We start from the raw sequence: 18,978 nt of genomic DNA on the forward strand, positions 1-18,978 counted from the left end.
TCGTGAACCGAAAGATTCGATATGAACGCGGTGGGCGTGACGCCACACTCGCGCAAGATCCCCGACAGATCATGTGGACGAGATCGACGACCGAGGGTCGCCGAGGCAACGGACGAGGTGTCCGTCGCGGGTGCCTAGCTGTTGATCATTCCTCCAACGGCTTTTGTCAGTTACATCACATGGGCGCCTGTCCATGCAGTGCCGACAGTAAGCCCTCGTTTAATAAAAAGGTACTTTTTCCGCTAAAAAAATCGGTCGATCGTCCAGTCCGCACAGGGGGTTGGTCACGACCAGGGCACGAATGTGGGCTCCAACACATCGGCTACAGATATGTGAGCCATCACACCTTCAGACCGGGACCCTATGAGCCGAAACGTTGCATCTGCGTTGCATCTGCGCCGATGCGCCGGTCGAGCACCCGGATCTTGGCTTCTATCTGCGCATACAGTGGCGAATCACGATCGACAGTTGACCGGTAGGCGGCCCAGGCCGCAGCGTCGTCACGCCCTTCCGGGCACGACGTCCAGCGGCGCAGCACTCCGGCGTCGGGGGCGGCGAGCACGGCGGTCCGCAAGCGGACCCGCAGCTCGTCGCGGATGTCGCAGATACCCGGAGCCGAGGAGCGCGGGAGCACCGGGCCCGCGTACAAGCGCAATGCGGATTCGATATCACCGGAGTCGAGAGCGGCCCGCAAGGCCTCCACATCGGTTGCGACATGCACGCGCAGACGGTATGGGCGCGAACCGACCACCGAGGCGCCGACCACCGACCGCAGCCGCGACATCGCCGCGCGGATCGTGCCGTTGTCCAGATCGGTGTCGTCGAGCAGCAGTGCCAAGTGGTCGGCGCCTAGGCCTTCGGGATATTCGGTGAGCAAGAGCAGGATCTCGGCATGGCGCTGCGAGAGCGGCACCCGCTCCCCCGCGATGCTCAACTGAGGTTGTCCCAAACCCAACACATCGAGGCCGAGCTTGGCCTGTCCGGTGTCGTCGCGGTTCACCGGCACCGGTGCCGCGATGCCGTGGCTCGCGCGCATCGCTCGCAGCACCAGGTCCATTTCGGCGGCCGTCGCGGCGGCTTTGACCAAAGCGAGGATTTCCGGCTTGGCCACCCGCATCCCGCCGGCAATCATCAATACGCCGATCAGGCGGCCATCCGGCTCGTGAACGGGAGCCGCGGCGCCGGTGATCTGGTGCATGCGATGCAGGAAATGTTCGGGTCCGTGGATCCAGGTGGCGCGGCCGGTGCGCACCACGAGGCCGACGGCGTTGGTGCCGATTCGGCGCTCGCTGAGATCGTCGCCCTCGCGCACGCCGATCTCGGCGGCGGCGGCGACCTGCTCCGGATGGCCGTGCACCGACAGCACGCGACCGAACTGGTCGGCCACTGTCACGATCAATCCGGCCTGCGACGCGTCCTGGACCAGCAGTTTGTCGATCAAGGGCATGAGCGCGGCGATGGGATGAGCATCGCGATAGCGCTCCAGATCGGCGCCGCGCAGCCCGCGACTGTCGATGACGTCCGTCGGGTCGACACCACCGCGCGCACTGCGCAGCCATGATTCGAGAACGAGCGGACGTAGTAGACCGGCCAGCTGGGTAAGCTGTTCACCACCGGCACTGAGATATCCATGGGCCTGTGCGGCATAGGCTTCCAGAGCACCGAGCTGTGCGCCCGACTCCGATGCCTGCCGTGGGGGCCTCCCACCTGCAAGATTGCTGACCATTTGCCTTTCTTTCCCGCTACAAACTGTACCGGGCAGTTATCGGGCAAAACGACAGAAGTCTGGGTTTGTCGTGCAGGTCTCATCGTGGTATCAACTGTCACTTCGTCACACACCCGTGTGGTCCGCGATGGCTGCGGCGAGCATCACTGTGGTGGCCTGTGGACCGCGGCCGAGCGGGACCGGGACGACCGATAGATCGGCGACCGTCAGGGCCTCGATGCCGTGGACGCGGCCCAGTTCGTCGACCACCGCTCGCTCGTCGTGCGCCGGGCCCATCCGGCAGGTACCGGAAAGATGTTGAGAGGTGCCCAGGTTGGCGTGCAGCCAGGCGTCGTCGACGGGGCCGATTCGTCGACCGAGCAGATCCGCGGTGAGCGCCACGCCATCGCGAAGGCGGGCACGGTCTCGTTCACTGCGGAGATAGCGCTGGTCGACGCGGGCGGGGACGGCCGGATCTGCCGAAACCAGGGTCAGCTCGCCGGTCGAATCGGGACGCATCAGGGCGACGCCGATTCTGCGAAGACCCGGCGTGAACATCGTGGTGTACGGCCGTAGTTCCAGGTCGTCGATGTCGAGGACATATTCGAGTGGGACGGCGGGCTCAGCGGGCTCGTCGTCGGGGAATTCGACGCCGATCTCGGGGTGATCGGTGCACCACGCGCCGACCGGAGCGGGCCGCACGATCGGAACACCGAGCGAGCGCAGCAGCGGTTCGGGGCCGATCCCCGATCTGATCAGCAGTGCGGCCGACTCCACCGCACCCGCGCACAACACCGTCTGATCGGCATAGGTTCGCCCGCGCTCGCGACCACGCGCCCATTCCACGCCGATTACCCGCGTACCACGCAGCAGTAGCCTGGTCACCATGGTGTCGCTGGTGACCGTCAGGTTTCGTCGCCCCATCGCCGGATATAGATGAGTGAAGGCGGGCCCCGCTCGACGACCTCGCGACACCGCCAACGGCACTCGCCCGAATCCATCCGAGTGGTTCACACCGGGCCGGGCGAAGACGTCGGCGAATCTCGCCGGGTCGACGTCGGGCACTCCTGGAGATCCGAGGATCGTGGGGCGTTTCTGCCGTATGCAGCCGCGGCTATTGCTCGGCGTGGATCGCGGCTGTTCAAACCCCGTCGGTGTGTTGAGGTCGGGGATTTCGTTAAATCCCGCTGCCGCGCAGCGTTCCGCGAATTCGGCACTGAACGCGGTGAAGTCGCTGGTTCGTGAGATCGGGATCGGGCCTGCGACCCCGTGGCCCGGGGCGTTGCCGAAATCTACGTCGTGTTCGAGGTCGCAGAACACGGGCAGGACCGATTCGAACGCCCAGCGCGGGCCCGCCACCGCACTCCACGCCGCGAAATCGGTGGCCGGCGGCCGGATGAAGTAGCTGCCGTTGATCGAACCGGATCCACCGATCAGCTTGCCGCGCACGAGGTTTCCCGGATATCGCCATACCACCCGAGACTCGGGACCGACCGGCAGGTGACCCGGGTCGAGCAGTTCGAAGGGCAGCTCCCCCATGGTCCGGTAGACCGGTCCGGCTTCGAACACCCGCACCGAACGCGCCGGATCAGCGCTGAGCCGGGCGGCGAGCACACACCCCGCCGACCCGGCTCCGACGATGAGAGTGCTCGTCACGCAGTCGTATTCAGCGGGGTGGCACGCTCGGCTTGAGCGCTTCGAAACTGCGCGCCCGGATGACGCCCAGCCACAGGCCCGTGCCGTAGGCCACGTCGTCGAGGCGCTTGTAGGCCACATAGCGCAGCGGGTCGAGGCCGCCTGCGTCGCGATGGGTGAACCAGTCGGCCAGACCGTCGGCGAGTGCCATGGTGATGGCGATCTTGCGGATCCGGCTCGACGCGATGACGGCGAGTAGCGTCACCGGCCAATAGTCGCGGCACATCGCCGAAGCCAGTCGCCACATGCCGGCGAAGTAGCCGCGTGCCAGGTAGACCGCGGCGATCCTGGTCGGGTTGTCGAGTTCGGTGAAGACGCGGCGCAGGCGAACCAATGCCGTGGCGAGAGTGACGAGCCCGCCGAGCAGGCCCCACTTCGACAGCGTCGCGAACAGCAGACTCGCCAGCACGGTCCAGGTCGGCACCGACAGCGGCGAGACCAGACCCGAGTGCCGTTTACCGAGCGGTGCGGCACCGGTGCCGTAGAACAGCTTTCGCCCGAACCAGGCGCGGAAGGCGACCCGGTGATCGTGGGCGACGTGCGCGGCAGGCTCATAGCGCAACCGCCAGCCCGCGCGTTCGAGCCGCCAGCACAGGTCGACGTCCTCGGCCACCTGCATCGATTCGTCGAATCCACCCTCGCCGAGCAGCGCGGCGCTCCTGGCCAGCAGTGCCGCGCTCGGCACATACGACACGATGCCGCGCGCGTGCACCGCCGACTCGCGGCGGCCGAGGTCGAGCGAGGAGCGGGTGTGTTCGTAGCGGGCGAGTGCGTTGGATTCGGAGTCCAAAGCGACGATCCGCGGCGCGACCAGCGCGACCTGCGGATCGCTGAAATGTCCGAGCATGACCTCGAGCCATCCGCTGCGGGGCACCACATCGGAGTCGAGGAACGCGACGAAGCCCGTTGTCGCCGCCTGTAATCCGGCATTCCGGGCAGCCGCGGGGCCGAGCGGACTCTCGTGACGCAGCACCGTCACCTGACCACGGCCCGGTCGCGGCGGAATGCGGACCGGCTCGTCGGAACCGTCGTCGACGACGATCACATTGTGCCCGCGCAGCACCGCCAGCAGACGTAACAGCCCGTCGGCATTGTTGTAGAGCGGGATGACCACGGTGACATCGTCTAGTGACGGTTCGAGCCGCGGACGTGGGTTGGCCACGCCGGAATCGAGCAGTCGGCGCGCGACGATCGCGGACTTGGTGTCGGTCACCTCCAGGTATCCGTCGCCGATCAACTCGGCGGCCTCCGGGGCCAAGCGCAGCATCCGTGCGGGCGATCCTCCGATCAGGATCCGACCCCCGGAAAATGCGCGTACCCGTGGATCGATCCGTACCCCGAAGCCGTCGGGCAGACGATCATGGCGCATTCCTCGCATGCTATGCGCAATTGGGCTCTCAGACATCATCACCCCACAAAAAAGGAGGAAAGTCTGCCTGAAATGCCGCCTTGACCGGTTGCCGGACGCGTCAACAAGATCGGCAGCGCATTTCCGGCAACCGGCCTCGGGTCAGCCGAGCGGACTCTCGTTGCACGCCTTGGCAGGTGGACGCTTCACGGTCAGCGGCAGCGACACCCTGGCACGGCTGCGAACCGGACGTGAGTGGTCGACAGCGGGACGCGGAATGGTGCGCCCTGGTGCCGTCAATGCCGCTTCGCCGTAGCCCTGCACGCACTCCGGGTCGGGTCCGTTGGCGGGGAGACCGGTGAAGAATTTCGCCGCCATGCAGCCGCCACGGCACGAGTCGTAGTGCGAGCACTTCGTGCACGCGCCACCGTCGACCGGTTCGCGCAGCTCGGCGAAAAGCTGCGAATTGGTCCAGACCGCGTCGAAACCGCCGTCGGCGACGATGTTTCCGGCCTTGAAGCGGTCGTGGATGGCGAACGGGCAGGCATAGACGTCGCCGACCGGATCGACCAGGCAGACCACGCGGCCCGCACCACACATGTTCAAACCCGGTAGGGCCGAGCCGAATGCGGACAGGTGGAAGAACGAGTCGCCGGTGAGCACGCCCTCACCGTTGAGTACGAGCCAGTCGTAGAGCTCGCGTTGCTGTTCGGGAAGCGGGTGCAGTTCGTCCCACACGTCGGCACCACGGCCGGAGGGGCGCAGGCGGGTGAGTCGCAAAGTGGCGCCGTACTTGTCGGCGATGGCCTTGAACTCATCGAGCTGGGAGATGTTGTGGCGGGTGGCGACCACCGAGAGCTTCGCGTCCTTGAAGCCCGCCGCGGCGAGATTCGACAATGCCTTGATCGCGGTGTCGTAGGAGCCGGGGCCGCGCACGGCATCGTTGACCGCGGCGTCGGCACCGTCGAGGGAGATCTGCACGTCGACGTAATCGCTGGCCGCCAAGCGGGCGGCGACCTCTTCGTTGATGCGAACGCCATTGGTGGAGAACTTGACCCCCACATTGTGCGCGGTGGCGTAGTCGACCAGTTCCCAGAAGTCCGGGCGCACGGTCGGTTCACCGCCGCCGATATTGACGTAGAAGATCTGCATGCGCTCGAACTCGTCGATCAGCGCCTTGCACTGTTCGGTGCTGAGTTCGTTCGGGTCGCGGCGGCCCGAGGACGACAGGCAGTGCACGCACGACAGGTTGCAGGCGTAGGTGAGTTCCCAGGTGAGGCAGATCGGTGCGGCCAGGCCCGATTCGAAACGGTCGATCAGCCTGCCGCCCTGCGTCGCGGGACCCGCCTGCGGTGCGGCGGCGGCGTGAATCGGGGCGGGTGCGGCGGTGACCGGACCTGGGGTCGGCACGATCATGTCGGTGTCGGCCAGCTGCCCGAGCGCGGCGAGGTGCGCGTCGGAGGCGTCGATGCCCTTGGCACGCAGTGCCGCGCGCACGGAAGAGTGCGCGGGCAGCGACTGGACCACATCGACGAGATCGCGGCTCTTGAGGAACGAGAGCTTGCGGGTCCCGAAGTGGTACAGCAGCGCGCCGAAGGATTCCGGGCGCAACGAGACCCGCGGGTGCAGCGTCCAACGGGTGTCGAGATCGAGCATGGTCAGTACACGCCGCACATGCCGTCGATGCTGACCTCTTCGATCAGCGTCTCGGTGACCAGGTCCGCGTCGGATTCGACGGTCGCAGGCGTGGTGTTCTCAGGCATGACTACCTCCATTGTGTTGCCGGTCACCTCCGACCTTAACGTCAGTGACTGCCATAAAGCACGGAATCGGGAAAAATTCCTCTGCGCACACCCCACCCCCATCGGGTGCGAACCCCTCTAGACTTCCGGGGGCAGGACGGGAAAAGGGCTGATGGCCCGGAGGAGGAAGCTTGCGTAACCACGGAGGGGCGGGGAGTGGCGCAAATTCGACTCTGTCCGAGGCTGAGATCGTCGACGCGGCGCTCAAGGTGGTGCGCGAGGACGGGGTCGAGAAACTGTCGATGCGCAGACTCTCGCGCGAGCTCGGGGTATCGCCGATGGCGCCGTACTACTACGTGGCCGACAAGCGCGAGCTACTCGACCTGGTCGCCAGCGCCGCACTGCTCGGGGTGCGCAAGCCGCCGCGCGAGTCCGGTCCGTGGCAGCAGCGCCTGCGCGATCTGATCGATCAGATAGACGATAAACTGCGCACGCATCCCGGCCTGGGCGACATCTTGCTCGAGCAGATGCTCGGCAAGCAGCTCGACCTGATCGACGCCGTGATGGAGATCCTGTTCGACGCGGGCTTCAACGACCGCAACGTGCTGGCCGCCTACGCGACCATCCACACCTACCTGTTCGGCCGCAGCAGAGTGAACCCGCGCGATCGTTCCGCGCCGGCGGACGTGCTGCTGCCAGAGGCAGTGGCCCGAGCCACGAAGTACATGTCCGACCTGCGCGGCAAGTACTCCTACGACTTCGGGATGGAGGTGCTGGTCGCCGGTCTCGAGGCGCAGCTTGCCCTGCAGGCGCGTCCCGGATTAGCATGAAACTGAAACACGTTCTAGTTTTGCCCGAGAGGACGACATGACCACAGTCGAGGTTCCGCACGGCTCGCGCTCGGTGGTGCTGCGGGTAGCCGCGGTGATCGCCGAAACAGCCGACACCCACTCCGTGGTCTTCGAGGTGCCCGCCGAACTGCGCGAGCGCTTCACCTACTCCCCCGGCCAGTTCCTGACCCTGCGTATCCCGAGCGAGCAGACCGGATCGGTCGCCCGCTGCTATTCGCTGGCCAGTTCGCCGTTCACCGATGATCTGCCGAAGGTGACCGTCAAGCGCACCGTGGACGGGTACGGCTCGAACTGGCTGTGCGACAACATCGCCGCCGGCGACGAGATCGAGGTGCTGCCGCCGTCGGGTGTGTTCACACCCAAGAATCTCGACGAGGACCTGCTGCTGTTCGGGGCGGGCAGCGGGATCACGCCGGTGATGTCGATTCTGAAGTCGGCGCTGTCGCAGGGTTCGGGCAAGATCGTGCTGGTCTACGCCAACCGCGACGCGAACTCGGTGATCTTCGCCGACGAACTCCGCGATCTCGTCGGCAAACATCCCCAGCGACTCACCGTTATCCACTGGCTCGAACCGCTGCTCGGACTGCCGACCGCCGACATGCTGGCCACCCTGGTCGCGCCCTACACCGCCTATGAGGCGTTCATGTGCGGGCCGAAGCCGTTCATGGACCTGGTGCACGACTCACTGGCCGCGCTCGAGGTGCCGCGGAACCGGACCCATGCCGAGGTGTTCAATTCCCTCGCCGGCGATCCGTTCGCCGACCACGCACCCGCCGAGGTGTCCGAGGCCGAGGCCGCTGACGCGGCGACGGTCGAGGTGGAGCTCGACGGTCAGGTGCACGAGATGTCGTGGCCGCGCAAGCAGACGCTGGTCGACATCATGCTCGACAAGGGCCTCGACGTGCCCTACTCCTGCCAGGAGGGCGAGTGCGGGTCGTGCGCCTGCACGGTGCTGGAAGGCAAAGTGGAGATGGCCAATTCGGAGATCCTCGATCCCGAGGACATCGCGAACGGGTACATCCTCGGCTGCCAGGCGCGCCCGGTGACCGATCGGTTGCGGATCCAGTTCTAGCGCATGGCGCGGTAGGCGGCGCGTTGCGCGGGGTCGAGGTGTTCGGTCGCGTAGCTCAAAGCGGTGCGGCCCAATTCGGGTGCGTTCTTGTCGAGGAAGTCGGTGAGCGCGGCCTGGTCGACGCGTTTGCCTATTTCGCGCAGCATCCAGCCGAGTGCTTTCTGGATGAGGTCCCGGCGGTCCGCCTGGAGGATTTCGGCGAGTTCCAGGGTCGTGCTCGGGTCGCCCGCCTTGATGAAGGCGAAGGTGGACAGCAGGGCTACTCGGCGCTCCCAGAGTGAATCCTGCTCGGCCAGTTCGAAAAGCAGGGTGCGGTCTCTGTCCAGCAGCCACGGGCCGATGATGTTCTCGGCGGAGGCGTCGACCAGGTCCCAGTTGTTGACTCGGCCCCTTCGGACGGCCGCCAGGTAGAGGTCGACCATCTCCGCGCGGGCCTTGTCGTCGAAGACGCGCGGTTTCGATGCCGCGGCGAAGCGGGCGTTGAGGATGAACAGGGCGGCCAGGCGTTCCTCGTGCAAGGGGCTGTCGAGGAGTTCGTCGATCTGCGACAGGGGAAGTGTGGCGAACTGTTTCGCCACTTTTCTGGTGACGGGGACTCGGATGCCGAGGAAGATGTCGCCCTCGCCGTATTCACCGGGGCCGGTCTTGAAGAAGCGTTGCAGGTGATGCGCGTCAGTGGGGTTCGCCAGGTCGGCGAGGGCCTTGCGCACCTGTGCAGCGGTGGGGAGCTCGGACACACGCACCTCCGGGTCGAGGGATTCTCTGGCGCATTCAACACGGGTGCGGTGACATGTTCGCGCAGGCGCTCGCGAGGCCGATCAAGCAGGCAGCGCACCGAGCAGGCGGCCCGACTCGAATGTCGCAGCACCGGAGGGCAATTCGCCCGGCCGCCCGCTCGTGCGGACGGTGACGACGCCGGTGCCGGTAGTCGGGCGACCGAGCTCGTCCATCTTGCGGACGGTTTGGGCGGCGACGGCCTGGGCGCTGTCGAACAGGCGCACGCCGTCGGGCAGGGCGGCGACGATGGCGTCGATGACCAGCGGGTAGTGCGTGCAGCCGAGGACCACGCCCTCGACATCGGCCGGAGTGCGCGCGGCGGAGTCGGCGATCGACTCGCGGATGGCGGTGACATCGCCGCGGTCGATCGCGTCGGCCAGACCATGGCAGGCGACCCCGACAACCTTCGCGTCACCGCCGAACCGGGCGATCAGGTCGGCTTGGTAACGGCTGGCCGTGGTGGCCGCCGTTGCCCATACCGCCACCGAATTACATTGCGCGGCAGCCGGTTTGATGGCGGGCACGGTGCCGATCACCGGCACCGAATCGCCCACCTCGGCCCGCACATGAGCCAACGCGGTGACACTGGCGGTATTGCACGGCAGCACGATCACCTCGGCCCCCGACTCGACCGCCTGCCGCGCCGCGCCGACGACCCGCTCGATCACCCACGGCTCGGGCTTGGGCCCCCACGGCGCGCCGTCGGGGTCGAGCAGTAGCAGCAGATCGACATCGGGCCGCAGCTTGCGCAACCACGAAGCCGTAGGCAAGAGGCCGAGGCCGGAATCGATGAGCGCGACGATCACCGCTACACCGTATTACAGCGGCGAGATCGGACCTGCGCGACCGTGTGTGCACCGCCCGAGTGCCCGTGTCGAGGCCGAATACGGTCAGGTGGCCCGATGCCGAGTCAAGGCAGGGGTCAGGGGTTCGATTCCCCTGGGGCCTGCCAGCGAATCCGGCCGTATAACGCTGGCTCGACGGCAGGCTCAGGGGTTCGAATCCGCTGACCTTCAGCCGGCTGCGGCGAGGAGGTCGGCTACCGGGGTGGGGGTCGCCAGCTTCGCTCGGAGTTTCATCACCTGGCCGGTCAGGCCTGCCCCGAGGACAGCGGTGAGGATGCCGTCACGGGAGTAGTAGGCGAGGAACTTGCGGCCGTCGTCGGTGACGATGGTGACGTCGTCGTTGGGCGATGGAGTGCCCAATGCCTGGATTTTGATGTCGTACTGGTCGCTCCAGAAGTACGGAACGCGGGCCATGGTGGGGGGCGCGCCGCCGAGGAGGGCGGTGACCAGGAGTTTGGCCTGTTCGCCCGCGCTGGTCCAGTGCTCCACGCGCTTGCGGACGCCACTGTCGTGCTGCCAGGCGGCGACATCGCCGACGGCCCAGACGGCGTCGGCGGAGGTGCGGCCGACCTCGTCGGCGAGCACGCCACCGCCCGCGGACCGCTCGGCCAGTTCGATGCCGGAGTCGGCCAGCCAATCGGTGACGGGGACGGAGCCGACGCCGACCACGACCAGGTCGGCGGCGATCTCGGTGCCGTCGGTGCAGACCGCGCCGCGCACCCGGCCCGCGTCGTCGGCGCGCAGGGTGTCGACGCCGATGCCGCAGCGCAGGTCGACGCCTTCGGCACGGTGCATGCGCGCCACCAGGCCACCGACCTGCTCGCCGAGGACCGACGCGAGCGGGGTCGGCTGCGGTTCGACGAGGGTGACCTCGACGCCGGCCGCCCGGAAACTGGCGGCGAGTTCACAGCCGATGAAACCGGCGCCGATGATCAGCGCGCGGTTCGCACCGTCGAGTTCGGCCCGCAGAGTTTCGGCGTCCTCATGAGCGCGCAACACGTGCACGCCCGCGACCTCGGGCAAGCCGGGGAGCCTGCGGGGGCGCAGACCGGTCGCGATGATCAGCTGGTCGTAGGCGACGGTGCTGCCGTCGGCCAGGGCGATGGTGCGCGCGGCGGTGTCGACGCCGGTGACGGCGGTGCCGAGGCGCAGCTCGATGTTCTTGTCCGCGAAGAACTCCGGCGGGCGAAGAGTGGTGTCGTCGGTCTCGCCGCGGACGAACTGCTTCGACAGCGGCGGACGGTCATATGGCGGGCGCGTCTCGTCACCGAGCAGCAGCACCCCGCCCTCGTACCCGGCCCGACGCAGTTCCTCGGCCGTGCGCAGGCCTGCCAGACCCGCTCCGACGATCACGATGGGCGCGCTCATGTTGTGTCCTCTCGGCATGCTCGGTCACTGACCGCACCCATGCCATGTTCTGCTGTGTCGCGGACCACTACGGCCCCAGATGTTTGTACCAGTGCGCCAGGAACCTGTGACACCCACGTCGCAACCCAACCGTGCCGCTTCCGGTATCGACCGGGCGGTCAATCAGGAGTAGACCGAGGTCAGAAGTATTTTTCGTCTCATCGAGGAGGCATTTGCCCATGTTCACCAACAGTCGCGCACAGGATTTTCTCGCCGTCGTGCTCGGCGCATTCACCGCACTGTCACCCCTGTGGCTCGCTACCAACGACAACGCCCGCTGGACCCTCGTAGTGCTCGGCGTACTCATCGCCGCGACCGGCCTGATCCAGATGGCCAGGGACGACCTGATCATCGCGGACTACGCGATGGGCGTGTTCGGCGTGCTGCTGTTCATCTCGCCGTGGGCCATGGACTTCACCGCCTTCAGCGGCGCATCCTGGACCGCATGGGTGGTCGGAGTGGTGACGGCGGTGGTGGCGGTCGCCGCACTGCCCGCGATGAACCAGCGCCTGCACAACATGGCTCCACATCACTGATGCCGGGCCGACGAGTCGGGCGCCGCAACGCCAAACGCGATGGCGACGCCCGGCAACTCATCCTGGATGCCGCCGAAAACCTGTTCGCCACACAGGGATTCGATGCCACCGCGACCGCAGCCGTCGCCGCGGCGGCCGACGTGCCGAAAGGACTGGTCTTCTACTACTTCCCCACCAAGAACGCGATCCTGTCCGCGCTCATGCGCGAACGCGTCCCGGCACACCCGATCGACGACCTCGCCGCCGTGGTCACCCCCGGCGATCCGGCCGCCAGCCTGATCAACCTCGACACCGCGATCAACCTGCGCGATCACCATTCCTCGGTCCTGCGCGTGATCATGTGGCGCGAGGCCGACACCCACCCCGACGTCCGCCGCACACTGCGCACCCTGCGCGACCAACTCCTCGACGTCACCACCCGTGTCCTGCAAGCCAGCACCCCCGCACCCATTCGCCCAGCCACCCTGCATGCCTGCGCCGCCGCCTGGGTCTCCGCCATGTTCGCCATCGCCAGCACCGACCGCCTCCACGCCCTCGACGGTCTCCCAGTCCCCACGACCGACGAGCTGATGAATGTCGCCCGGGTGGTTGCGGCGGGCATGACCCAGCTCGGCTGAGGGCGGCCTCGATCCGTCAGCTTCGGATGTTCGCCGGGCGCCGTCGACTAGATGCCGACCCGGTCGGCACCGAATCCGATGTCCCCGCGGCGGGCGCCCCGCTACGGAGAACGCGGATGGCCACCGAGCCGAGGATGCCGTGCAGGGTGGCCGCAGTGGCGGCGACGACGTGCAATCCGCTGACGAAGGCGCTGCGGGCATCGTCGAGTTCGGCGGCGGCGAGACCGGGCAGGTCCAGGGTCTCACCGAGAGTGGGAGCGAGGTCGGGGCCGCCGATCCGGAAGAGGACGGCGGCCAGGGAGCCGAAGAGGGCGATACCGAGGGCGTTGCCGAGCTCGTTGCCGGTTTCGGCCAGGGCAGCGGCCGCGCCGGCCCGTTCGACCGGGACCGCGGCGACAGCGATATCGGCGACCACGCTGAACGAGATGCCGTAGCCGATGCCCGCGACGGCGGTCGCGGCGATATACCAGCCGACACCGTCGCCGGTGCTGGTCGGCAACAGCAGCAACAGGCCGACCGCGATCGTGAAATGGGCGGTGATCAGGGCTGCCGAGTGGCCGATGCGGGCGACGACAGCCGGGGTGACGACGGCGGCCACGGTGAGAACGAGAGCTCCGGGGACCGCGAGCAGCGCGGCGTCGGCGATGGCCATGCCGAGGACCGATTGCAGGTAGGTCGCGGCCAGATAGGCGGTCGCCGACCAGGCTGCCAGGGGCAGGAACCCGGTGATGATCGCGATGGTGAAGACCCGATTGCGGAACAAGGTGAAGTCGATGAGCGGATTGTCGATGCGCCCCTGCCTGCGGCCGAACGCGCCGAGCAGCGCGACACCGGCCAGCCCGACGATCACCGACGAGATCGAAATACCCTGTGCTGCCATATGTTTCACCGCGTACATGGTGAGCAGTAGCCCGACCGCCGAGGTGAGCACGCTCGCCACGTCGATGCGACCGAGACCGGTCGCGCGCACCTCACCGAGCAGGACCGGCGCCAGCACCAGGAACACCAGCACCACCGGCACATTGATCAGCAGCACCGAGCCCCACCAGAACCGGGTGAGCAGCTGACCGGCGACGATCGGGCCGACCGCGAAACCCGCGGCGAAGGTGGCGGCGAAGATGCCGATGGCCTGTGCGCGTCGACGCGGGTCGGTGAACAGGGTGCCGAGCACCGCGAGCGCCGATGGCAACAGCGTCGCACCGGCCACCCCCATCAGGACCCGGAAGGTGATCAGCAGCTCGGGGCTCGTGGCGAAGGCCGCGCCCACCGAGCCGAGGCCGAACATCGCCGCGCCGATCATCAGCAGGCGCTTGCGGCCGTAGCGGTCACCGATGGTGCCGAACGCGATCAACAATGAGCCGACCGCGAAGCCGTAGCTGTCCAGGATCCAGAGGGATTCGTCGGCCGAAGGCGACAGTGCGTCGGTGATGGCGGGCATCGCCAGGAATAGCACCGAGCCGTCCATCGCGACAAGCAGTACGGGGCCGAGCACCACCAGCAGGCCCAGCCAGGACCGCAGCTCGGTGTCATGGGTTCGCAACATGTCACCACCTTGCGATCGGGTGCCGGTGGCAACCAGACCCCTGACGTGGGTACACCCAGGCGGGGTAGGCAGGTGCTCGCCCAGGTGCCTACGATAGGAACGATGGAGTTGGAAAGCCTCGGAACGTTCCTCAAGTCCCGCCGCGACCGAACCACCCCCGAACGGATCGGCCTACGAACCTTCGGAGTCACCCGCCGCGTACCCGGCCTGCGTCGCGAGGAACTCGCTCAGCTCGCCGGGGTCAGTGCCGGGTATTACACCCGCCTCGAGCAGGACCAGGCAGGAACCGTCTCCGCGCAGGTCATCGATGCCATCGCCCGGGTGCTCCAACTCGACCCCGCCGAAACGGCCCACCTGCACAACCTCGCAGGCCAACCGGCCGTCCCACGCCTGGTCAGGACGGAGCCGGAACAACCGCACCCTCGCGTACTCACGCTGCTCACCTCACTGGGCGACACCATGCCCGCCATCGTCCTCGGTCGTCGTGGCGATGTGCTCGCCTGGAACCGCGCCGGGCACGCGCTGGTCGCCGAGCACCTCGACTTCACCGCTCCCGAGGACCCCTCGCGGCGCCCGTCGATTCCGCGACTGTTCTTCCTCGATCCGCTCGCCAGGGATCTGTACCGAAACTGGGACGAACTCGCCCGCATCCACGTCGGCTACCTTCGCCTGACCGCTGGACGCCATCCCACCGACGCGCACCTGGCCGAACTGATCGGCGAACTCGCCATGCGCAGTGCGACGTTCGCGACGCTGTGGGCTGCGGCGGAGGTCGCTGATTGCACGGTCGGGCCCATGGATCTGCGTCATCCGACGGTCGGCCGGGTCGATGTGGACTATCAGGTGTGGTTGCAGCCCGACAGTCCCGACCACCGCCTCGAGGTCTACACCGCGCGTAACGAGAGTTCGGCCGATGCGCTGCGCCTGCTGGCCGCATCCGCTGGGACGCGCCACCTTCCGGCGATGGTCGACTCCGAAACGTCGGACGGAACCCACCCGTAGGTCTCGCGGACGAACCGGTGACGCCGCACGCAGTGCGACGCCACCGGTTTCGATCAGCCGCCCGTGATGATCGACTCCGCCGCACCCGGTGGGACCGGCGCGTAGGAGTCGAACACCATCGAGTAGTTCGCTCGGCCACGGGTTTTCGAGCGCAGGTCCCCGATGTAGCCGAACATCTCCTGGAGCGGGGTCAGCGCGCGCACCACGTGCGCGCCGCCCCGTTCCGTGAGGTCGGTGACCCGGCCACGGCGGGCGTTGAGGTCACCGATCACCTCGCCGACGTACTCCTCCGGCGTCACGACCTCGACAGCCATCACCGGTTCGAGCAGTACCGGCTTCGCCCGCGCGATCGCGGCACGCACCGCTGCCGCGCCCGCCAGACGGAACGCCAGTTCCGACGAATCCTGCACGTGCGCGCCGCCGTCGAGCAACGTCACCTTCACGTTCACCATGGGGAAGCCGCCGAGCGTGCCGACGCGCAGCGCGTCCTGTGCGCCCGCGTCGACCGCGGGGATGTACTCCCGCGGTACGCGCCCGCCGGAAACCCGGCTCTCGAACTCGTAGATCGCGTCGTCATCGGCCACGTGCGGTGCCAGCGCGATCACCACCTTGGCGAACTGTCCGTGCCCACCCTGCTGCTTGCGGTGGGTGTATTCGAACAGCTCGACCGCGGCGGTGATGGTTTCGCGGTAGGCCACGCGTGGGGCGCCGATGTCGGCGTCGACCCGGAACTCCCGTTTCATCCGGTCGACCAGGATCTCCAGATGCAGTTCGCCCATGCCGCCGATGACCGTCTGGCCGGTTTCGGCGTCGACGTGCACGGTGAACGTCGGGTCCTCGTCGGCCAGGCGAGCCAGGGCGGTGCCCAGCTTGTCCTGGTCGGCGCGGGTCCTCGGTTCGATCGAAACGGCGAGTACCGGGTCGGGGAAGGTCATCGACTCCAGCACGACGGGGGCCTCCCGATCGCACAGGGTGTCGCCGGTTCCCGTCGCCTTCAGGCCGATCACGGCACAGATCTGACCGGCCTGCACCCGCTCGACGGCGATCTCGGTGCTCGAATGCATCTGGAACAGTGTGCCCAGGCGCTCCTTTCGTCCATTCGTCGAATTCAATACGGTCGCACCGGGTTCGGCGGTCCCGGAGTACACCCGCAGGTAGACGAGCTTGCCGAAGAACGGGTGCAGCGCGACCTTGAACGCCAGGGCCGCGAAAGGCTCGGCGATATCGGGTGCGCGGTGGATGTGCTCGCCCTCCGGCGAGAATCCATGCACAGCGACAACATCCAGCGGTGACGGGAGATAGTCGACGACGGCGTCCAGCAGCGGTTGCACGCCGATGTTCGCCAGTGCCGAGCCACACAGGACCGGGTAGGCCTGTGCGTCGATCGTCATTCGCCGGATGGCCGCTTTCAGCACGTCGACGGTGATCGGCTGACCGGCGAGGTAGTGCTCCAGCACTTCCTCATCAGCTTCGGCGACCGCCGCTTCCAGTGCTTCGCGGTGCTGGAAGGCTTTGGTGCGCAGCTCTTCCGGGATCTCGACCGTCTCGAAACGTGCACCGTGGCCGGTGTCGCCACGCCACACCTTCGCGGTCATCTCGACCAGGTCGATAACCCCTTCGAACTCCCGCTCCGCACCGATCGGCAGCTGAATCACCAATGGGCGCACGCGGAGTCGCTCCGCGATGGTCCGCACGGTGAACGCGAAATCGGCACCGAGCTTGTCCATCTTGTTCACGAAGCAGATCCGCGGAACGCCGTACTTGTCGGCCTGGCGCCACACCTGTTCCGATTGCGGCTCCACGCCTTCCTTGGCGTCGAATACGGCGATCGCACCGTCGAGCACCCGCAGCGAGCGCTCCACCTCGACGGTGAAGTCGACGTGGCCGGGGGTGTCGAGGATGGTGATCTGGTGCTCGTTCCACCAGCAGGTGGTCGCCGCCGCGGCGATCGTGATGCCGTGTTCGCGCTCCTGGATCATGCGATCCATCGCCGCGGTGCCGTCGTGCACCTCGCCGAGGGTGCGGGTGACACCGGTGTAGAACAGCACCCGCTCGGTGGTCGTGGTCTTGCCCGCGTCGATGTGGGCGGCGATACCGATATTGCGGATGCGGGCGAGGTCGGTGCGTGGTCTGGTCATGGGAATCCCCCAGTGGGTCAACTAGTTCGGTCGAGGAATCGACGCTCGCCAGTTGTGCGTTCCACCGGACGGCACGGGCGTCGGATCACGCGGCGCCACACCGGCGCCCGAAGACCCGATGTGAACTAGTGCCGCGAATGCGGACGTGCCGTAACCATGGGACCAGTTCTACGCGGTCGCAGGCTCGACTGTCGACGGGTTTTTCGTCGCCAGTGCGTTCGAGGATTCAAGCGGGCATAAATCCGCCGCGACCACGGTTCGTCACAACGAGGGCCCGCCCGTGGTATCCATCCGGCGAGTCAGGCACCGCGCACCCAGAGGAGACCCACCGATGACAGCAGAGTTCGACCCGCAACAACTGCTCGCGACGGCCAAGCTCGGCGTACTGGCCACGATCAAAGCCGACGGACGTCCGCAACTGTCCCCCGTCACCCCGTACTACGACCGCGACGCCGGGATCATCTATGTCTCGATGACCGAAGGCCGGGCCAAGACGGCCAACCTCCGGCGGGATCCGCGGGCCGCCTTCGAGGTGACCGCGCCCGACGGCTGGTCCTGGGCCACGGCCGAGGGCAGCGCCACCCTCACCGGTCCTGGCACCGACCCAGCCGGTCCCGAGGTGGAGGCTCTTGTCGCCTATTACCGTGCCGCTGCCGGTGAGCACCCTGATTGGAACGAATACCGGGAAGTCATGGTGTCGGACCGCCGGGTGCTGATGGCGTTGAGCGTCGAACGCGTCTACGGTGCCAAGATTCGCTGAGTCAGGTTGTCGCAGCAAGGAATTCGGTGACGTCGGGGGCGAAGCGGGCATGTTTGATCGCACCCAGATGGCTCGTGGCGGGATAGATGATCAGGCGGGAATCGGGAATGCCTTCGGCGGTGTGGCGGAACGAGGATTGCTCGTAGAACTCGTCGCGTTCGCCGGCGACAACCAGGGTGGGGGTGGTGATGTCGGCGAGGCGGTCGGTCAGGTCGAAGGCGTCTTCGGCATGAACGAAGGCGAGCGTGTCGGCCGGGTTCTTCGGGCGAAGTAGCGGGTCCGCCAGCCAGGCCATCGCGCCGACGAGGCGGGCCTTCAGCGGCGATTCGATGCCCTGGGTTGCCAGGTGGTGCAGGGCGCGCTTGCCCGCGGCGGCGGCCTGCGCGTAGTTCATCTGCGACGTACGCGCCGACTGGTCGAGACGGTAGGCGGAGGAAGCGATCACCAATCGGCGCACGGCGGATGGATGGTCGGCGGCGAGTTGCAGCGCTACCGAACCGCCCGAGGAGATGCCGAGAACGTCTACGGGAGCACCGAATTCGGCGCGCAGGGCTTGCGCGTGCGCCTGCGCGATATCGGCCATCGAGGTCCCTGCCGCCATCCCCGGCGCGCGATTGACCGCGTACACCCGGAAGTTCCTGGCCAACGGCGCCATCGTCTTGATCTCGCTCGACCGCAGCCAGCCACGCGGATTCGCATGGTCGGGCGTGAACCACCGCAAGAACACCAGCGGCCGCCCCGATCCGAACGCGAGATAGGGCATCCCGTGTTCGAGCACGCCCTCGCGGACATCCAGTTCCCGTTCGAGCGCGGCCCTACTCATGACGTCTCCGATCTTGTCGAATGCGCTAGCGCCCCAAGGCTACCGAGCACCACCGACAACCACGATGACCTGCGACGTCATCCGCCGTCGGTAGGCTGACGGTTCGTTCGACTACAG

Annotated in this window: 17 protein-coding genes; 6 read left to right on the plus strand and 11 right to left on the minus strand. The window is 67.2% G+C overall.

Translation table 11 applies throughout. The features are described from left to right. Positions 1–361: 361 nt before the first annotated feature. The 5 genes from ACFWO8_RS03365 to mftA all read right to left on the minus strand — a co-directional run bounded on the left by ACFWO8_RS03365 (position 362) and on the right by mftA (position 6,511). Positions 362–1,726 carry a GAF domain-containing protein gene (locus tag ACFWO8_RS03365; RefSeq protein ID WP_378941005.1) on the minus strand — a complete coding sequence of 455 codons (1,365 nt, stop codon included), beginning with the start codon at positions 1,724–1,726 and terminating at the stop codon, positions 362–364. A 105-nt stretch (positions 1,727–1,831) separates the two neighbouring features. Further along, on the minus strand, positions 1,832–3,361 hold the full coding sequence (locus tag ACFWO8_RS03370; protein WP_378941007.1) for a GMC family oxidoreductase N-terminal domain-containing protein: 1,530 nt from the start codon (positions 3,359–3,361) through the stop codon (positions 1,832–1,834). 10 nt (positions 3,362–3,371) lie between these two features. Continuing rightward, positions 3,372–4,769 carry a mycofactocin biosynthesis glycosyltransferase MftF gene (mftF, locus tag ACFWO8_RS03375; RefSeq protein WP_378913302.1) on the minus strand — a complete coding sequence of 466 codons (1,398 nt, stop codon included), beginning with the start codon at positions 4,767–4,769 and terminating at the stop codon, positions 3,372–3,374. A gap of 141 nt (positions 4,770–4,910) precedes the next feature. Beyond that, complete coding sequence (mftC, locus tag ACFWO8_RS03380) at positions 4,911–6,404, minus strand: mycofactocin radical SAM maturase (RefSeq protein WP_378943131.1); 1,494 nt, start codon at positions 6,402–6,404, stop codon at positions 4,911–4,913. Positions 6,405–6,406: 2 nt separating this feature from the next. Then, entirely contained in the window at positions 6,407–6,511 is a 105-nt protein-coding gene (gene mftA, locus ACFWO8_RS03385) for a mycofactocin precursor MftA (protein ID WP_378941010.1), read from the minus strand. A gap of 170 nt (positions 6,512–6,681) precedes the next feature. Here mftA and mftR2 point away from each other — a divergent pair, with 170 nt between their 5' ends. Continuing rightward, entirely contained in the window at positions 6,682–7,320 is a 639-nt protein-coding gene (gene mftR2, locus ACFWO8_RS03390) for a mycofactocin system transcriptional regulator MftR2 (RefSeq protein ID WP_378941012.1), read from the plus strand. A 37-nt stretch (positions 7,321–7,357) separates the two neighbouring features. Further along, positions 7,358–8,413 (plus strand): 2Fe-2S iron-sulfur cluster-binding protein, encoded by a 1,056-nt coding sequence (locus ACFWO8_RS03395; protein WP_378941014.1) that lies wholly within the window; start codon positions 7,358–7,360, stop codon positions 8,411–8,413. On the opposite strand, the gene ACFWO8_RS03400 is transcribed toward ACFWO8_RS03395, so the two are convergent. The 3 genes from ACFWO8_RS03400 to ACFWO8_RS03410 form a co-directional block, all read right to left on the minus strand. Then, the gene (locus ACFWO8_RS03400; protein ID WP_378941016.1) at positions 8,410–9,150 is read right to left on the minus strand and encodes a DNA alkylation repair protein; all 741 of its coding nucleotides are present in this window, start codon (positions 9,148–9,150) and stop codon (positions 8,410–8,412) included. The two genes, ACFWO8_RS03395 and ACFWO8_RS03400, sit on opposite strands and share 4 nt — an antisense overlap. A gap of 81 nt (positions 9,151–9,231) precedes the next feature. Beyond that, on the minus strand, positions 9,232–9,996 hold the full coding sequence (locus ACFWO8_RS03405; protein WP_378941018.1) for a glutamate racemase: 765 nt from the start codon (positions 9,994–9,996) through the stop codon (positions 9,232–9,234). Between the two features lie 207 nt (positions 9,997–10,203). Then, positions 10,204–11,403 (minus strand): NAD(P)/FAD-dependent oxidoreductase, encoded by a 1,200-nt coding sequence (locus tag ACFWO8_RS03410; RefSeq protein ID WP_378941020.1) that lies wholly within the window; start codon positions 11,401–11,403, stop codon positions 10,204–10,206. A gap of 218 nt (positions 11,404–11,621) precedes the next feature. On the opposite strand from ACFWO8_RS03410, the gene ACFWO8_RS03415 reads away from it, so the two are divergent. Both ACFWO8_RS03415 and ACFWO8_RS03420 read left to right on the plus strand, forming a co-directional pair. After that, positions 11,622–11,978 carry an SPW repeat protein gene (locus ACFWO8_RS03415; RefSeq protein ID WP_378941022.1) on the plus strand — a complete coding sequence of 119 codons (357 nt, stop codon included), beginning with the start codon at positions 11,622–11,624 and terminating at the stop codon, positions 11,976–11,978. Continuing rightward, positions 11,978–12,595 (plus strand): TetR/AcrR family transcriptional regulator, encoded by a 618-nt coding sequence (locus tag ACFWO8_RS03420; protein ID WP_378941024.1) that lies wholly within the window; start codon positions 11,978–11,980, stop codon positions 12,593–12,595. The genes ACFWO8_RS03415 and ACFWO8_RS03420 overlap by 1 nt, the downstream gene beginning before the upstream one ends. A gap of 16 nt (positions 12,596–12,611) precedes the next feature. On the opposite strand, the gene ACFWO8_RS03425 is transcribed toward ACFWO8_RS03420, so the two are convergent. Then, on the minus strand, positions 12,612–14,138 hold the full coding sequence (locus ACFWO8_RS03425) for an MFS transporter (RefSeq protein ID WP_378941026.1): 1,527 nt from the start codon (positions 14,136–14,138) through the stop codon (positions 12,612–12,614). Between the two features lie 102 nt (positions 14,139–14,240). Between ACFWO8_RS03425 and ACFWO8_RS03430 the strand changes: the two genes are divergently transcribed. After that, positions 14,241–15,140, plus strand: a complete 900-nt coding sequence (locus ACFWO8_RS03430; RefSeq protein ID WP_378941028.1) for a helix-turn-helix transcriptional regulator — start codon at positions 14,241–14,243, stop codon at positions 15,138–15,140. Positions 15,141–15,193: 53 nt separating this feature from the next. Here ACFWO8_RS03430 and fusA read toward each other — a convergent pair whose 3' ends face one another. After that, entirely contained in the window at positions 15,194–17,278 is a 2,085-nt protein-coding gene (gene fusA, locus ACFWO8_RS03435) for an elongation factor G (RefSeq protein ID WP_378941030.1), read from the minus strand. 331 nt (positions 17,279–17,609) lie between these two features. Here fusA and ACFWO8_RS03440 point away from each other — a divergent pair, with 331 nt between their 5' ends. Continuing rightward, positions 17,610–18,038: a PPOX class F420-dependent oxidoreductase gene (locus ACFWO8_RS03440; protein ID WP_378941032.1), complete on the plus strand. Its 429-nt coding sequence runs from the start codon at positions 17,610–17,612 to the stop codon at positions 18,036–18,038. 1 nt (position 18,039) lies between these two features. Here the strand turns inward: ACFWO8_RS03440 and ACFWO8_RS03445 are convergent, their stop codons facing one another. After that, the gene (locus ACFWO8_RS03445) at positions 18,040–18,861 is read right to left on the minus strand and encodes an alpha/beta fold hydrolase (RefSeq protein ID WP_378941034.1); all 822 of its coding nucleotides are present in this window, start codon (positions 18,859–18,861) and stop codon (positions 18,040–18,042) included. Positions 18,862–18,978: the final 117 nt, after the last annotated feature.

The organism is Nocardia sp. NPDC058480 (assembly GCF_042720495.1).
In the GTDB taxonomy this organism is placed as follows: Bacteria; Actinomycetota; Actinomycetes; order Mycobacteriales; family Mycobacteriaceae; genus Nocardia.

Coding starts and splice junctions, on each gene's coding strand:
- ACFWO8_RS03430 (WP_378941028.1), top strand. CDS start 14,241: ATGGAGTTGGAAAGCCTCGGAACGTTCCTCAAGTCCCGCCGCGACCGA.
- ACFWO8_RS03420 (WP_378941024.1), top strand. CDS start 11,978: ATGCCGGGCCGACGAGTCGGGCGCCGCAACGCCAAACGCGATGGCGAC.
- ACFWO8_RS03425 (WP_378941026.1), bottom strand. CDS start 14,138: ATGTTGCGAACCCATGACACCGAGCTGCGGTCCTGGCTGGGCCTGCTG.
- ACFWO8_RS03365 (WP_378941005.1), bottom strand. CDS start 1,726: ATGGTCAGCAATCTTGCAGGTGGGAGGCCCCCACGGCAGGCATCGGAG.
- fusA (WP_378941030.1), bottom strand. CDS start 17,278: ATGACCAGACCACGCACCGACCTCGCCCGCATCCGCAATATCGGTATC.
- ACFWO8_RS03395 (WP_378941014.1), top strand. CDS start 7,358: ATGACCACAGTCGAGGTTCCGCACGGCTCGCGCTCGGTGGTGCTGCGG.
- ACFWO8_RS03445 (WP_378941034.1), bottom strand. CDS start 18,861: ATGAGTAGGGCCGCGCTCGAACGGGAACTGGATGTCCGCGAGGGCGTG.
- mftA (WP_378941010.1), bottom strand. CDS start 6,511: ATGCCTGAGAACACCACGCCTGCGACCGTCGAATCCGACGCGGACCTG.
- mftF (WP_378913302.1), bottom strand. CDS start 4,769: ATGCGCCATGATCGTCTGCCCGACGGCTTCGGGGTACGGATCGATCCA.
- ACFWO8_RS03440 (WP_378941032.1), top strand. CDS start 17,610: ATGACAGCAGAGTTCGACCCGCAACAACTGCTCGCGACGGCCAAGCTC.
- mftC (WP_378943131.1), bottom strand. CDS start 6,404: ATGCTCGATCTCGACACCCGTTGGACGCTGCACCCGCGGGTCTCGTTG.
- ACFWO8_RS03415 (WP_378941022.1), top strand. CDS start 11,622: ATGTTCACCAACAGTCGCGCACAGGATTTTCTCGCCGTCGTGCTCGGC.
- ACFWO8_RS03410 (WP_378941020.1), bottom strand. CDS start 11,403: ATGAGCGCGCCCATCGTGATCGTCGGAGCGGGTCTGGCAGGCCTGCGC.